Genomic DNA, 13,231 nt, shown 5'->3' with positions numbered 1-13,231 from the left:
ACAACTCAGAACTGACCAAGGATAAAGTTGGCCAGTGCCAGATCTGCAGGTACGGTTATTTTAATGTTGTCAGGCCGCCCTTCAACCAGAACCGGCATGTTACCGGAAAACTCGACCGCAGAGGACTCATCGGTGACCTCCACGCCAGCATCGAGTGCGGCTTCGAGCGCGTCGACAAGCAAGCGATAGCGGAACATCTGTGGCGTGAGCGCCCGCCATAATCCGCGGCGATCCAGAGTGGATTCTACTTCCGGCAGTTCCCCGGCTCCGGCTCGCTTCAGGGTATCAGCCACCGGTGATGCCAGCAGTCCTCCAACCGGGTGCTCGTAAACGCTGTCGATCAGGTTTGCCAGGTCGGCAGTGTGCACACAGGGACGGGCGGCGTCGTGCACCAGCACCCAGTCCTGGTCATCCGACTGCTCAGCGAGAGCCCGAAGCGCAGCCAGTACCGAACATGCACGCTCAGACCCTCCCGTGCAGGTCTGAATACGACTGTCGCTACGGGCCTCGGTATCAGGCCACCAACGATCCGCGGGGTGAAGAGGAACCATGCAGCCAGCGAACGGCGCTGAATCCATCAACCGGGACAGAGTGATGTCGAGGATAAAACGTTCGTCAATCCGGAGATACTGTTTGGGCTGCTCGGCCCCCATACGCTGTCCGATACCTGCAGCGGGGACGATAAGCCAGAGGCGGGGTGCGGTCATAGGCGATCAGTTTTCGACCACGAGGAAAAAGGTTTCGTCTTCCCGGATCAGCCCAAGGTTCATGCGGGCCCGCTCTTCTACGGCCCCCTGCTCATTGCGCAAGTTGCGAACTTCGGCGTAGAGGCGCTCGTTCCGGGTGGCCAGCTCGGCGTTCTCGGCCTTCTGCTCGGCAATGGCCTTTTCGAGTGCCCAGACTTGCGCAAAGCTGCCTTCCCCAACCCACAGGCGCACCTGCAGCAGGAGAATGACAACAACCATGACGGTCCAGAGCACCTTCATTACCGATTCCGTTCAAAAATTAGCCAATCAAAATATCAACGCCGGACGTTGAGTATAGACCTTAGAGTAGATTAGCAACAAATTCTTCTAACTGCCTGTACAAAAAGGCCATCGTGCCGAAACTTTCGTTCGGAACACGATGGCCTTAACAGTTTTACCTGATGACCGGCCCGGTACACTGCCCGAACCGGTCAATCCCGGCGGATCAGCCCTGGCCCTTGATCTCGCTCAGGCCACGATACGGCGCCTTGCCGTCCAGCGCTTCCTCGATGCGCAGCAACTGGTTGTACTTGGCAACGCGATCTGAACGGCACAGGGAACCGGTCTTGATCTGGCCGGCACAGGTGGCTACCGCCAGATCCGCGATGGTGGTGTCCTCGGTTTCGCCGGAGCGGTGTGAAATCACCGCGGTGAAACCCGCGTCCTGGGCCATCTTGATGGCGTCCAGAGTCTCGCTCAGGCTGCCGATCTGGTTGAACTTGATCAGAATGGAATTGCCCACACCCTTCTCGATACCCTGCTTCAGGATCCTGGTGTTGGTGACGAAAAGGTCGTCGCCCACCAGCTGCACCTTGCTGCCGAGCTTGTCCGTCAGAACTTTCCAGCCGTCCCAGTCACTCTCGTCCATACCGTCCTCAATGGACACGATCGGGTAGCGCTCGCACAGACCCGCCAGGTAGTCGGCAAAACCCTCAGAATCGAAGCTCTTGCCCTCACCGGACAGCTGGTACTGGCCGTCCTTGTAGAACTCGGAAGAAGCGCAGTCCAGGGCGAGGGTGACGTCGGTGCCCAGCTTGTATCCGGCTTTTTCCACCGCTTCCTGGATGACCGCCAGGGCCGCTTCATTGGACGGCAGGTTCGGCGCGAAACCACCCTCGTCACCAACGGCGGTGTTCAGGCCCTGGGCCTTCAGTACTTTCTTCAGGCTGTGGAAAATCTCGGCGCCAACACGCAGGGCCTCGGAGAAGCTTTTCGCAGACACCGGCTGAACCATAAACTCCTGGATATCCACGTTGTTATCCGCGTGCTCACCGCCGTTCAGAATGTTCATCATCGGAACCGGCATGGAGAACTTGCCAGAGGTTTCATTGATGTCCGCGATGTGCTCGTAAAGCGGCTTGCCCAGGGAAATGGCCGCGGCCTTGGCGGCGGCAAGAGAGACGGCCAGGATGGCGTTGGCGCCCAGGTTAGCCTTGTTCTCGGTGCCGTCCAGATCTAGCATGATCTGGTCCAGAGCACGCTGGTCGGCGGCATCTTTGCCCACCAGAGCATCACGAATTTTGGTGTTCACTGCTTCCACCGCCTTCAAAACACCCTTGCCAAGGTAACGGGAAGCATCTCCATCACGCAGCTCCAGGGCTTCGCGGGAGCCGGTAGACGCACCGGAGGGCGCGCAGGCACTACCGATGGTTCCGTCTTCGAGGATAACGTCGGCTTCTACTGTCGGGTTACCGCGGGAATCCAGAACCTCACGGCCCTTGATGTTGGCAATCTTGGTCATTCTTCTCTGTCTCCAAGTTTGTGTTCAAATTCGGGAGTCAGAGCGAGCGGGAACGGCCCTGCGAAAACCGCTACAAGCACCCGTGGGCGGGTCCGGCCAGCAATCGTAGATTGCTGTCGTTCGGCTGCGCATGAAGCGTCGCTTCATAAACACTTGCCTCACCCATGTGCGCTTGTTTCGGGCCATCCATGGCCCTCTACATTTTCGCAGGGCCGTTCCCGCTCGCTCCCATAGTCCGCGTAAAACGCCAACACCGCCAATCAGGCGGTGTCGATAGATTTAAAACTTTTTACCAGGTCATCCACAGCTTTCACCCGCTGCAGGAAGGGCTCAAGCTGGCTGAGCCGCAAAGCGCAGGGACCATCGCACTTGGCCTTGTCCGGGTCCGGATGGGCTTCCAGGAACAGACCGGCCAACCCCTGGGACATGCCCGCCAAAGCCAGGTCGGTCACCTGGGCTCTTCTGCCACCGGCGGAATCAGGACGGCCACCCGGCATTTGCAGCGAGTGTGTCACGTCAAACATCACAGGCACGTTCATGGCCTTCATGATGCCAAACCCGAGCATATCCACCACCAGGTTGTTGTACCCGAAGCTGCTGCCGCGTTCACAGAGGATCACCTTGTCGTTACCGGCTTCCTCACACTTGGTAATGATGTGCTTCATTTCCTGAGGGGCAAGGAACTGGGCCTTCTTGATGTTGATCACTGCGCCGGTTTCCGCCATGGCCACAACCAGGTCGGTCTGGCGGCTCAAAAACGCCGGAAGCTGGATGATGTCGCAGACTTCCGCCGCCGGAGCCGCCTGGGCAGGCTCGTGGACGTCGGAAATGATCGGCACACCGAATTTGCTCTTGATGTCCGAGAGGATCTGCAGGCCTTTCTCAAGACCTGGTCCCCGAAAGGAATGCACCGAGGACCGATTGGCCTTGTCGAAGGAGGCCTTGAAGACATAGGGAATGCCCAGCTTGCCAGTTGCCTCGACATAGGCCTGGGCCACTTCCATGGCCAGCTCCGGCGATTCCAGCACATTCATGCCGCCAAACAGCACAAACGGCCTGTGGTTGGCGACCTCGATACCGGCGACGTTTACCGTGCTCTGCGCCATGCTCAGGATCCTTTCTTGTGGGCCAGCGCCGCCTCAACAAAGCCTTTGAACAGCGGATGACCGTCCCGCGGCGTGGAGGTGAATTCCGGGTGGAACTGGCACGCCACAAACCAGGGATGGTTCGGTGCCTCGACCACTTCCACCAGGCGGCCGTCAGTGGAGCGACCAGAAATCTGCAGCCCCGCCTCTTCCAGCCGCGGCAGGAAATGGTTGTTTACCTCGTAGCGGTGGCGATGGCGCTCGCGAACGGTTTTACGACCGTAGCAGTTGGCGATGGTGGAGCCTTCGCTCAGCACGCAGTCCTGGGCACCCAGGCGCATAGTACCGCCCAGATCTGACTCTTCGGTGCGCTCTTCACGCTCACCGGTGGCATCCAGCCATTCGGTAATAAGGCCTACCACGGGCTCCGGCGTGTGCTCACGGAATTCGGTGCTGTGGGCGTCTTTGAGACCCGCCACGTTGCGGGCGTATTCGATCACGGCCACCTGCATGCCCAGGCAAATCCCCAGATAGGGCACCTTGTTCTCGCGGGCGTACTGAACGGTACGAATCTTGCCCTCAACGCCTCGCTCACCAAAGCCACCAGGTACCAGGATGGCGTCGGCGTTTTCCAGTGCCCCGGTGCCATCGCGCTCGATGTCCTCGGAGTCGATGTAGTTGATGTTGACCTTGGTGCGGGTCTTGATGCCGGCATGCAGCAGGGATTCGATCAGGGACTTGTAAGCGTCCAGAAGCTCCATGTACTTGCCGACCATGGCAATGGTCACTTCCTGCTCCGGGTTCATCAGGGACTCGACCACGTCATCCCATTCGCTGAGATCCGCCGGTCTCGCATCCAGGCTGAACCGTTCGATGACCAGCTGGTCCAGGCCGAACTCGTGCAGCATCCGCGGAATCGCATAGATGGACTTGGCATCCTGGAGCGGAATAACCGCCCTTTCCTCGACGTTGGTGAACAGAGCAATCTTGCGTCGGGAGCTGGCATCCACTTCGTGCTCGGAGCGACACAGAAGAATATCAGGCTGCAGGCCTATGGACCGCATCTCTTTCACCGAATGCTGGGTCGGCTTAGTCTTGATCTCACCGGCAGTGGCAATGTACGGAACCAGGGTCAGGTGCATGAACAGGGCACGCTGGGGGCCAACTTCCACCTTCAACTGGCGGCAGGCTTCCAGGAACGGCAGCGACTCGATGTCGCCCACGGTGCCACCGATCTCGATCAGGGCAACGTCAGCTCCAGCCGCACCTTCAACCACACGCCGCTTGATTTCGTCGGTGATGTGAGGAATGACCTGGACGGTGCCACCGAGATAATCGCCCCGGCGCTCTTTGCGAATGACTTCTTCGTAGACGCGGCCCGTGGTGAAGTTGTTGCGCTTGCTCATAGGTGTTCGAATGAAGCGCTCGTAATGGCCCAGGTCGAGATCCGTCTCGGCGCCATCCTCGGTGACGAATACCTCACCGTGCTGGAACGGACTCATGGTGCCGGGGTCCACGTTGATGTACGGGTCCAGCTTGAGAATGGTGACCTTCAGGCCGCGTGCCTCGAGGATCGCGGCCAGTGAAGCCGATGCGATACCTTTCCCCAGGGAGGACACGACACCGCCGGTGACGAAAATATAACGCGTCATGCAGATTCCATGATTATCTGGTTCGGTGAAGGAGGGAGATTGTCATCTCAAGATGGGACGCCAGACTACCAGAAAGCCCCCCCTGACTCAATCAAATTCCCGCTCTACAACCAGCCGCCAGCCAGCGGCATGGGCGCCTTCGGAGTATTGTTCAGAACACCAGAGATCGCCAACCGCTACCAGTTCCGGGGCATCACCGGCGCCGGCAAAAACCAGCGGCAGACGGGCCCTCTCCCACGGTGGCACACCCTGCTCCTGCAGCCATTTTTTCAGCGACGTGGACGTGCCCCCGGGTCGAAAACGAAGGCGTTCTCCGCCCTGCCTCGTACTTATCCGTATTGCCGGCGATTCCGTGGTTGCCTTACCCACAGGTAACAGGCGGATGTGCCATCCGGCCCAATGCACGCTCTCCCCCACCGTCAGCATCCGTGGTTCCTCAGGCAAAGCTGGCGAGTCCGGAACGAGGTAGAGGCAGCCACGGAATCTGCGGAGGCTGAAACCCTTGGCCCGAAACTCTGGCTCACGGTCTTCCCCCGCCCGCAGCAGATCATTGAGGACCTGGCGCCAGTCACCCGGAGACGGCGCCTGGAACCCGCGCTCGCTTGCCCACCAGCGGATCAGGTTTTTCTGCTCCGGCAATGACAGCTCCAGCAGTCCGGACACCGGGATCCGGTCACCCTTCCCGCCCAGGTCGCGCCACTGTAGCGAGGCCAGCGCCCGGTTCAGCTCATTGCTCTCGGCACAGGCACGGGCGGCGTGGGAAAGTCTCTGATTGAGGCCCGGCCACCGATCGCGCAGCTCGGGCAGGATGCGATGTCGGAGAAAATTCCGGTCGAAACTTTCATCGGTATTGCTGGGGTCGTCGACCCAGGACAACCCGGCCAACCTCGCCCAATGCTCAAGCTCTGCCCTGTTGAACGCCAGCAAGGGCCTGAACAGCCGACCGGCGCCGAGAGGCCTATCCGTTGGCATGCCCGCCAGCCCCGCCACACCTGTGCCCCGCAGGAGCCTGAATAGAACGGTTTCAGCCTGATCGTCCGCGTGGTGTGCCATCAGCAGAAGATCATCAGCTTCAAGGAGCTCTTCGAACACTCGATACCGGGCTTCGCGGGCGGCCTCCTCCAGTCCGCCGGCCCGGCCGCGGTTCGAGGCGGCCGACAGGTCAACAGGCCGAACCGTCAGCGGCACCCCGAGTCGTGCGCATAGGTCACCACAGAACGCCTCGGTTTCCGGGGCATTTGGCTGCAGCTGATGGTTGACGTGCACCGCCCGAACGTCGGCCAACGCGTGGTGGCAATGCACCACTAGGTGAAGTAACAGGGTTGAATCGAGGCCACCACTGAGCGCGACCCACACCCGGGCAGCTGGAGGGAGGGCTCTGACCGGGGCGCACAGGGCCTCCGGCCAGGAAAAACCGGAGCCGGGCTCAGCGCCCGGTGTCATAGCGGGTCAGGCGCTCGTATCGGCGTGAAACCAGCTCGTCCAGCGGCAGCCGGCTAAGCTCCGCGATGCCTTTGCTCAGTACCTGCTTGAGCGACTTGGACATTTTCTCGGGGTTGCGGTGGGCGCCACCAAGGGGCTCCTGGACTACGTTGTCCGCCAGTCCGAGATCCCGCAAACGGTCAGCGGTAACTCCCATGGCCTCGGCGGCCTGGGCTGCGTATTCGGCACTCTTCCAGAGAATCGAGGCACAACCCTCCGGGGAAATAACCGCGTAGGTGGAATACTGCAGCATGTTCAACTGGTCGCAGACGCCAATGGCAAGCGCGCCGCCGGAGCCGCCTTCACCGATGACGGTTGAGATGATCGGTGTCTTCAGGCGGGACATAACCGCCAGATTGAACGCGATAGCCTCACTCTGGCCACGCTCCTCGGCACCGATGCCTGGGTAGGCACCAGGTGTGTCGATAAAGGTCAGGATGGGCATCCGGAACCGCTCGGCCATTTCCATCAGCCGCAGGGCCTTGCGGTACCCCTCGGGCCTGGGCATGCCGAAATTGCGCTTTACCTTGTCGCGGACCTCGCGCCCTTTCTGGTGACCGATGACCATGACCGGCTTGTCGTCCAGACGGGCGGTACCACCCACGATAGCCTGGTCATCCGCGTAGCGGCGGTCGCCGTGAAGCTCGTCGAAATCCTCGAAAATGGACTCGATATAGTCGAGGGTATACGGCCTGCGGGGATGACGGGCGAGTCTGGCCACATCCCAGGGCTGAAGATTGGCGAAGATGCTCTCGGTCAGGCTGACACTCTTCCTCTTCAACCGGGTAATTTCATCGGTGATGTTAATGTCGGTATCGTTGCCCACCATGCGAAGCTCTTCGATCTTCGCTTCCAGATCGGCAATGGGCTGTTCGAAATCCAGATAGTTAGGGTTCATGATGATCCATCATTTTTTTGCCAGGCGGGATAAGCGCCGCCAAACCAGAATTTGAACCAAAGATAGCAGTGCCCGATCAGGGGCTAAAGCGGACATTGGTATGAGTCCGTTATCTGACAAACTTTTAATTATCCGTCTGTTCAATCATAGACCAACTCCACTGACTGGTCGCCCACGAGGTAGCGCAGTTCCAGCAGCAGGTTGTCGTCGGGCTGTACCCGCCAGGATTCACCGAGCTCAATCCGCGTGGAAGCCTCGTGGCTGTTGTACTCGATCCAGACCGGACTGCCCTCACAGCGGAAAGGCCTCAGCGTATTGTCCAGCTTTTCCAGCAAACCGTTCTGCAACTGGTCTGCGTGCAGGTTCAGCTTCAGGCCACGACTGAACTGCTGGCGCGCGGTGCCCACGTCCATGACCGAGCTGACGCGCATTTTCATTTGCCCGGAGTAATCATCGTGGCTGACCTGCCCCTCCACCACGATGACCTGGTCGGACTGCAGCAGTTCGCGGTTCTCGAAAAACGCCTCGGAGAAAAGCGTGGCCTCAATCCGGGCACTGCGGTCGTCCAGAGTAATAAAGCACATGGTGGAACCGGTGCGGGTTTTCATGGTGCGCTGGGCAACGACCAGGCCTGCGACGCGCTGGGGTGACTTGTTCGGCTTGAGCTCGGCAATCGACGAGCGCACGAACCGACGAACTTCCTTCTCGTATTCGTCAAACGGATGGCCGGTCAGATAGAGACCGAGGGTATCCTTCTCGCCCTTCAATCGCTGTTTCTCTGGCCATTCGCGCACACCGGCCACATCCTCGTAGGGGTCACCATCTTCTCCCGCTTCCAGCATTTCCCCGAACATGTCCATCATTCCCACAGACTCGTTGCGGGACTGCTGGTCGGCCTGCTGGACCGCCTTGTCGATACTGGCCATCAACTGGGCCCGACCGGGGCCGAGTTTGTCCATGGCGCCGGAGCGGATCAGGGCCTCCATGGCCCGCTTGTTGACCTTCTTCAGGTCCACCTTGCGACAGAAATCGAATATATCCTGGTAGGGCTCGCCATCCGCCCGCCCCTCAACGATGCTCTGGATGGGGCCCTCGCCCAGGCCTTTAATGGCGCCGAGACCGTAGACAATCTGGCCCTCGTCGTTGACCGTGAAGGTGTACTCCGAGCGGCTGACATCCGGCACCAGCAGATCCAGGCCCATGTTCCGGCACTCTTCAACCAGGGTCACCACCTTGTCGGTATTCTGCATATCGGCGGTCAGTACCGCCGCCATGAATTCGGCCGGGTAATGGGCTTTCAGCCAGAGCGTCTGGTAGGACACCAGGGCGTAGGCTGCCGAGTGTGATTTGTTGAAGCCGTAGCCGGCAAACTTCTCCACCAGGTCGAAGATGTTCTCGGCCAGGGTCTTGTTGATGCCGTTCTTCTCGCAACCATCCAGGAAGATCTGCTTCTGCTTGGCCATTTCCTCCGGTTTTTTCTTACCCATGGCCCGTCGCAGCATGTCGGCGCCGCCCAGGGTGTAGCCCGCCATCACCTGGGCGATCTGCATGACCTGCTCCTGGTACAGGATAACCCCGTAAGTGGGCTCCAGAACCGGCTTCAGCCCCTCATACTGGTAGTCCGGGTGCGGATAGGACAACGGCTGGCGACCGTGCTTCCGGTCGATAAAGTCGTCCACCATGCCCGACTGCAGAGGGCCGGGGCGGAACAGTGCCACCAGGGCGATCATGTCTTCCAGGGAGTCCGGCTGCAGGCGCCGGATCAGGTCTTTCATGCCTCGGGATTCCAGCTGGAAGACCGCCGTGGTTTCCGCCTTCTTGAGCATGTCGAACGACGGCACATCGTCCAGGGGGATGGCATTGATATCCAGCGGCTCAAGCCCGCGCTTTTCCCGGCGCGGGTTGATCATCTTCAGGGCCCAGTCGATGATCGTCAGCGTCCGCAAACCCAGGAAGTCGAACTTCACCAGGCCGGCGTCCTCAACGTCGCCTTTATCGAACTGGGTGACCAGGCTGCCGCCCTCATCGTCGCAATACAGCGGCGAGAAGTCGGTAATCTTGGTGGGCGCAATTACCACGCCCCCGGCGTGCTTGCCCGCGTTCCGGCAGACGCCTTCGAGCTTGAGTGCCATCTCCCAGATTTCCTGGGCTTCCTCGTCCTGGTCGAGAAACTCCTGCAGCTGGGGCTCTTGCACCAGGGCCTTTTCAAGGGTCATGCCCGGTTCGAACGGAATCATCTTGGACAGCTTGTCCGCCAGACCGTAGGACTTGCCCTGCACCCGTGCCACGTCACGTACCACCGCCTTGGCGGCCATGGTACCGAAGGTGATGATCTGAGAGACCGCCTCCCGGCCGTATTTCTCGGCCACATAGGCGATGACACGGTCCCGTCCCTCCATGCAGAAGTCGACGTCGAAGTCGGGCATGGACACCCGTTCCGGGTTCAGGAACCGCTCGAACAGCAGGTCGTATTCCAGGGGGTCGAGATCGGTAATCAACTGCGCATAGGCCACCAGGGAACCGGCACCAGAACCCCGGCCAGGGCCTACCGGTACGCCGTTGTTCTTGGCCCACTTGATGAAGTCCATCACGATCAGGAAGTAGCCCGGGAAGCCCATCTGGATAATGATGTCGAGCTCGAAGTTCAGGCGCTTGTAGTAGGCCTCACGCTTGGCCTCATAATCCGGATCGTCCTTGCTCAGGGATTTGGCCAGGCGCTCCTCCAGGCCCTCCTCGGAGACCTTCCGGAAGTACTCGTCCATGGTCATGCCATCGGGGATCGGGTAGTTGGGCAGGAAATACTCGCCCATGCGCACCTTCACCGAACAACGCCGGGCAATCTCCACGGTGTTCTCGATGGCCTCCGGGATGTCGCTGAACAGCTCGATCATTTCTTCCGGGCTGCGCAGGTACTGCTGTTCGCTGAAGCGTCGATCGCGGCGGGGATCGTCGAGGGTGCGGCTCTCGCCAATGCAGACCCGGGCCTCATGGGCCTCAAAATCCTCGGCTTCCAGGAAGTGCACATCGTTGGTGGCCACCACCGGAAGGCCCATTGCCTGCGCCAGCTCCACGTTCAGGTGCAGGCAGTCCTCGTCGCCGGCGCGGCCGGTACGCTGCAATTCCAGGTAGTAGCTGTCCGGGTACAGGTTCATCCAGTAAAGGGCTCGCTCCCTGGCCAGATCCGTTTTGCCCGCCAGCAGCGCTTTGCCTACGTCGCCCAGCTTGCTGCCAGAGAGTGCGATCAGCCCCTGCGCCCTCTGCTCAAGCCAGCCACGCTGGATAATCGGCTTACCGAAACGCTGGCCGTCGGTATAGCCGAGCGAAATGATTTCCGTGAGGTTGAGATAGCCGTCGTTATTGCGGGCCAGCAGCGTCAGGCGGAAGGGGTTGTCAGGCTCATCTGGGTTCTCGAGCCAGAGGTCGGCACCGATGATCGGTTTGACACCCGCGCCCATGGCCGCCTTGTAGAACCGCACCAGCGAGCACATGTTGGACTGCTCGGTGAGCCCCACCGCTGGCATGCCCAGCTCGGCCACGCGATTGACCAGGGGTTTGACCCGCACCAGGCCGTCCACCATGGAATACTCGGAATGGACTCGAAGATGTACGAATGTCTGCGCCATAGTGTCGGATCAGTCCTGCTTGCGTCTTTGGTTCTGAAAAGGTGGTCAACCGCCCACCAGCGCCCGGATGTCGTCCTCGGTCTGGGGACCGAATCGGGTTTCCACCAGCTCGCCCTGGGGATTGACAATAAACGTGGCCGGCAGTGCCACCGGCATTTTCCAGCCGAATGTTGGCCCCGGGTCCTTTTCCAGCATGGTGAATTCTATGCCCATTTTTCCGCCCAGGGCGGTCAGGGCCTCGCCACTTACGCCGTCAAAGTTCACGCCGAGCACGGTCATGTCCGGCGCTTTGTCGATTTCGTTCAGTTCGGGAATTTCCTCCAGGCATGGCTTGCACCACTCGGCCCAGTAATTCACCAGGACCCATTGTCCACGGAGGTTGTCCCAGTTCATCGGAGGGCCGTCTGCCCGTTGCAGCTCGATTTTCTCACAGCCGGCCAGCGCTACCACCACAAGAAAAACGCCAAGCATGCCCGGCCAGCGGCGGGAACATGGCCATTCAGGGTACTGCACCGATATACCTCCTGTTAGACTACGGGCCACCGAACCCATGGCAACCTCTCACACGATCAGGCAAGACGATGACAGAAGCCACCCGGATTTTCCACAACCCCCGCTGCTCGAAATCCCGCCAAGCCCTTGAGTTGCTTCACGAACGCGGTATTGAGCCGGAGATTATACGCTACCTGGAAACCCCACCGACAGCACAAGAGCTCACCGACATTCTGGACAGGCTCGAACTGGCGCCCAGGCAACTGATGCGCACCAAGGAAAAGGAGTACGGCGAGCTGGGGTTGGACAACCCCGAACTCACCCGCGAACAACTGATTGCCGCGATGGTTGAAACGCCCCGGCTGATTGAACGGCCGATTGTGCTGGCCAACGGCAAGGCGGCGGTGGGTCGCCCCCCGGAAAACGTTCTCGACATTCTCTGAGTCAACGCCGGACACTTTTATCCTCCATCACAGCACAGGACTGTTCATGTCGGAATCATTGCCCTACATACTGGTGCTCTACTATAGCCGCAACGGACAGACCGCCGAACTGGCCCGCCAGATTGGCCGGGGCGTTGCCCGGGTCAGTGGGATCGAGGCCAGGCTAAGGTCGGTTCCGCCGGTCTCGCCGGACACCGATGCCTCTCTGCCGCCGGTGCCGGACTCCGGCGCGCCCTACGCCACCCGGTCGGACCTGGCCAATTGCGCCGGTCTCGCCCTGGGCAGCCCAACCCGGTTCGGCAATATGGCCGCACCGCTGAAATATTTTCTGGATACCACCGGCGATCTCTGGCTGAGCGGCTCCCTCGCTGGCAAGCCGGCTGGCGCCTTCACATCGACTGGGAGCCTCCACGGCGGCCAGGAGAGCACGCTGCTGACCATGATGGTGCCACTGCTGCACCATGGCATGGTGCTCTGCGGCCTGCCTTACACCGAGAAAAGTCTCGGCAATACTCACACGGGCGGCACCCCCTACGGCCCCAGCCACTGGGCAGGGACCGGTGAGCAGTTGCCGGTCAGCGAGGACGAGAAGGCCCTGAGCCAGGCGTTCGGGGAGCGACTGGCCCGACTGGCGCTGAAACTGGCAGACTGAGAAGTGCCAGCGCCCTGAACGTACATTGAGATCCCACTTACTTTCGGAAGATGATCATGCTGAACAACCCCAAAGCACGCACCACGGCGCAGCTGGCCACCGCGCTCTATGTGGCCGTACTTGTCACGCTTCTGGTCACCACTTTTTACCCGGCGCCCGTGGAGGGCGTGTCCATTGCCTTGATGCTGTCAGTAAAGTTGCTGCCACTGCTGCCTTTTGCCGTCCCGGTTGCTCGGGGCCACAATCGCGGTTACATCTGGATGTCGTTCGTTCTGATTTTCTATTTTACCCAGGCGGTGGTCTCGGCCTGGCTCAGTGAAGGCGCGGTTGGCCCGGTTGTGCTGACTGTGTTGACCTTTCTCCTGTTCACCGTGGCCATGATCCATCTCAAGGTGAATCGCAGGCTGACCGCATGAT

At 60.3% G+C, this 13,231-nt stretch carries 12 protein-coding genes; 3 read left to right on the top strand and 9 right to left on the bottom strand.

Annotated features, from left to right (window positions below; translation table 11 throughout):
- Positions 1–5: 5 nt before the first annotated feature.
- From ispD to BM344_RS16955, 9 genes are all read right to left on the bottom strand, one after another.
- The gene (gene ispD, locus BM344_RS16995; protein WP_091992377.1) at positions 6–707 is read right to left on the bottom strand and encodes a 2-C-methyl-D-erythritol 4-phosphate cytidylyltransferase; all 702 of its coding nucleotides are present in this window, start codon (positions 705–707) and stop codon (positions 6–8) included.
- A gap of 6 nt (positions 708–713) precedes the next feature.
- Positions 714–986, bottom strand: coding sequence for a septum formation initiator family protein (locus BM344_RS16990; RefSeq protein WP_091992376.1), 273 nt, complete (start codon positions 984–986; stop codon positions 714–716).
- A 205-nt stretch (positions 987–1,191) separates the two neighbouring features.
- On the bottom strand, positions 1,192–2,487 hold the full coding sequence (gene eno, locus BM344_RS16985) for a phosphopyruvate hydratase (RefSeq protein ID WP_091992375.1): 1,296 nt from the start codon (positions 2,485–2,487) through the stop codon (positions 1,192–1,194).
- A 260-nt stretch (positions 2,488–2,747) separates the two neighbouring features.
- Positions 2,748–3,593, bottom strand: coding sequence for a 3-deoxy-8-phosphooctulonate synthase (gene kdsA, locus BM344_RS16980; RefSeq protein WP_091992374.1), 846 nt, complete (start codon positions 3,591–3,593; stop codon positions 2,748–2,750).
- Positions 3,594–3,595: 2 nt separating this feature from the next.
- Positions 3,596–5,224, bottom strand: a complete 1,629-nt coding sequence (locus BM344_RS16975) for a CTP synthase (protein ID WP_091992373.1) — start codon at positions 5,222–5,224, stop codon at positions 3,596–3,598.
- Positions 5,225–5,311: 87 nt separating this feature from the next.
- Positions 5,312–6,667 (bottom strand): tRNA lysidine(34) synthetase TilS, encoded by a 1,356-nt coding sequence (gene tilS / locus BM344_RS16970; protein WP_091992372.1) that lies wholly within the window; start codon positions 6,665–6,667, stop codon positions 5,312–5,314.
- Entirely contained in the window at positions 6,651–7,604 is a 954-nt protein-coding gene (gene accA / locus BM344_RS16965; RefSeq protein ID WP_091992371.1) for an acetyl-CoA carboxylase carboxyl transferase subunit alpha, read from the bottom strand. The genes tilS and accA overlap by 17 nt, the downstream gene beginning before the upstream one ends.
- Before the next feature lie 140 nt (positions 7,605–7,744).
- On the bottom strand, positions 7,745–11,227 hold the full coding sequence (gene dnaE, locus BM344_RS16960; protein WP_091992370.1) for a DNA polymerase III subunit alpha: 3,483 nt from the start codon (positions 11,225–11,227) through the stop codon (positions 7,745–7,747).
- A 45-nt stretch (positions 11,228–11,272) separates the two neighbouring features.
- The gene (locus tag BM344_RS16955) at positions 11,273–11,698 is read right to left on the bottom strand and encodes a TlpA family protein disulfide reductase (protein ID WP_091992432.1); all 426 of its coding nucleotides are present in this window, start codon (positions 11,696–11,698) and stop codon (positions 11,273–11,275) included.
- Between the two features lie 110 nt (positions 11,699–11,808).
- On the opposite strand from BM344_RS16955, the gene arsC reads away from it, so the two are divergent.
- From arsC to BM344_RS16940, 3 genes are read left to right on the top strand one after another with little or no spacing between them, the layout of a single operon-like run.
- Positions 11,809–12,162, top strand: a complete 354-nt coding sequence (gene arsC / locus BM344_RS16950; RefSeq protein ID WP_091992369.1) for an arsenate reductase (glutaredoxin) — start codon at positions 11,809–11,811, stop codon at positions 12,160–12,162.
- A gap of 46 nt (positions 12,163–12,208) precedes the next feature.
- Complete coding sequence (wrbA, locus tag BM344_RS16945; RefSeq protein WP_091992368.1) at positions 12,209–12,814, top strand: NAD(P)H:quinone oxidoreductase; 606 nt, start codon at positions 12,209–12,211, stop codon at positions 12,812–12,814.
- A 56-nt stretch (positions 12,815–12,870) separates the two neighbouring features.
- Positions 12,871–13,230, top strand: coding sequence for a DUF2069 domain-containing protein (locus tag BM344_RS16940; RefSeq protein WP_091992431.1), 360 nt, complete (start codon positions 12,871–12,873; stop codon positions 13,228–13,230).
- The last annotated feature ends 1 nt before the right edge of the window (position 13,231 follow it).

It is taken from the genome of Marinobacter gudaonensis (assembly GCF_900115175.1).
Lineage (GTDB): Bacteria > Pseudomonadota > Gammaproteobacteria > Pseudomonadales > Oleiphilaceae > Marinobacter > Marinobacter gudaonensis.
This window is presented reverse-complemented; position numbering and strand designations above follow the sequence as displayed.

Excerpts from the sequence above, each read along its gene's own strand:
- ispD (WP_091992377.1), bottom strand. The coding sequence starts at position 707 with ATGACCGCACCCCGCCTCTGGCTTATCGTCCCCGCTGCAGGTATCGGA.
- BM344_RS16990 (WP_091992376.1), bottom strand. The coding sequence starts at position 986 with ATGAAGGTGCTCTGGACCGTCATGGTTGTTGTCATTCTCCTGCTGCAG.
- eno (WP_091992375.1), bottom strand. The coding sequence starts at position 2,487 with ATGACCAAGATTGCCAACATCAAGGGCCGTGAGGTTCTGGATTCCCGC.
- kdsA (WP_091992374.1), bottom strand. The coding sequence starts at position 3,593 with ATGGCGCAGAGCACGGTAAACGTCGCCGGTATCGAGGTCGCCAACCAC.
- BM344_RS16975 (WP_091992373.1), bottom strand. The coding sequence starts at position 5,224 with ATGACGCGTTATATTTTCGTCACCGGCGGTGTCGTGTCCTCCCTGGGG.
- tilS (WP_091992372.1), bottom strand. The coding sequence starts at position 6,667 with ATGACACCGGGCGCTGAGCCCGGCTCCGGTTTTTCCTGGCCGGAGGCC.
- accA (WP_091992371.1), bottom strand. The coding sequence starts at position 7,604 with ATGAACCCTAACTATCTGGATTTCGAACAGCCCATTGCCGATCTGGAA.
- dnaE (WP_091992370.1), bottom strand. The coding sequence starts at position 11,227 with ATGGCGCAGACATTCGTACATCTTCGAGTCCATTCCGAGTATTCCATG.
- BM344_RS16955 (WP_091992432.1), bottom strand. The coding sequence starts at position 11,698 with ATGCTTGGCGTTTTTCTTGTGGTGGTAGCGCTGGCCGGCTGTGAGAAA.
- arsC (WP_091992369.1), top strand. The coding sequence starts at position 11,809 with ATGACAGAAGCCACCCGGATTTTCCACAACCCCCGCTGCTCGAAATCC.
- wrbA (WP_091992368.1), top strand. The coding sequence starts at position 12,209 with ATGTCGGAATCATTGCCCTACATACTGGTGCTCTACTATAGCCGCAAC.
- BM344_RS16940 (WP_091992431.1), top strand. The coding sequence starts at position 12,871 with ATGCTGAACAACCCCAAAGCACGCACCACGGCGCAGCTGGCCACCGCG.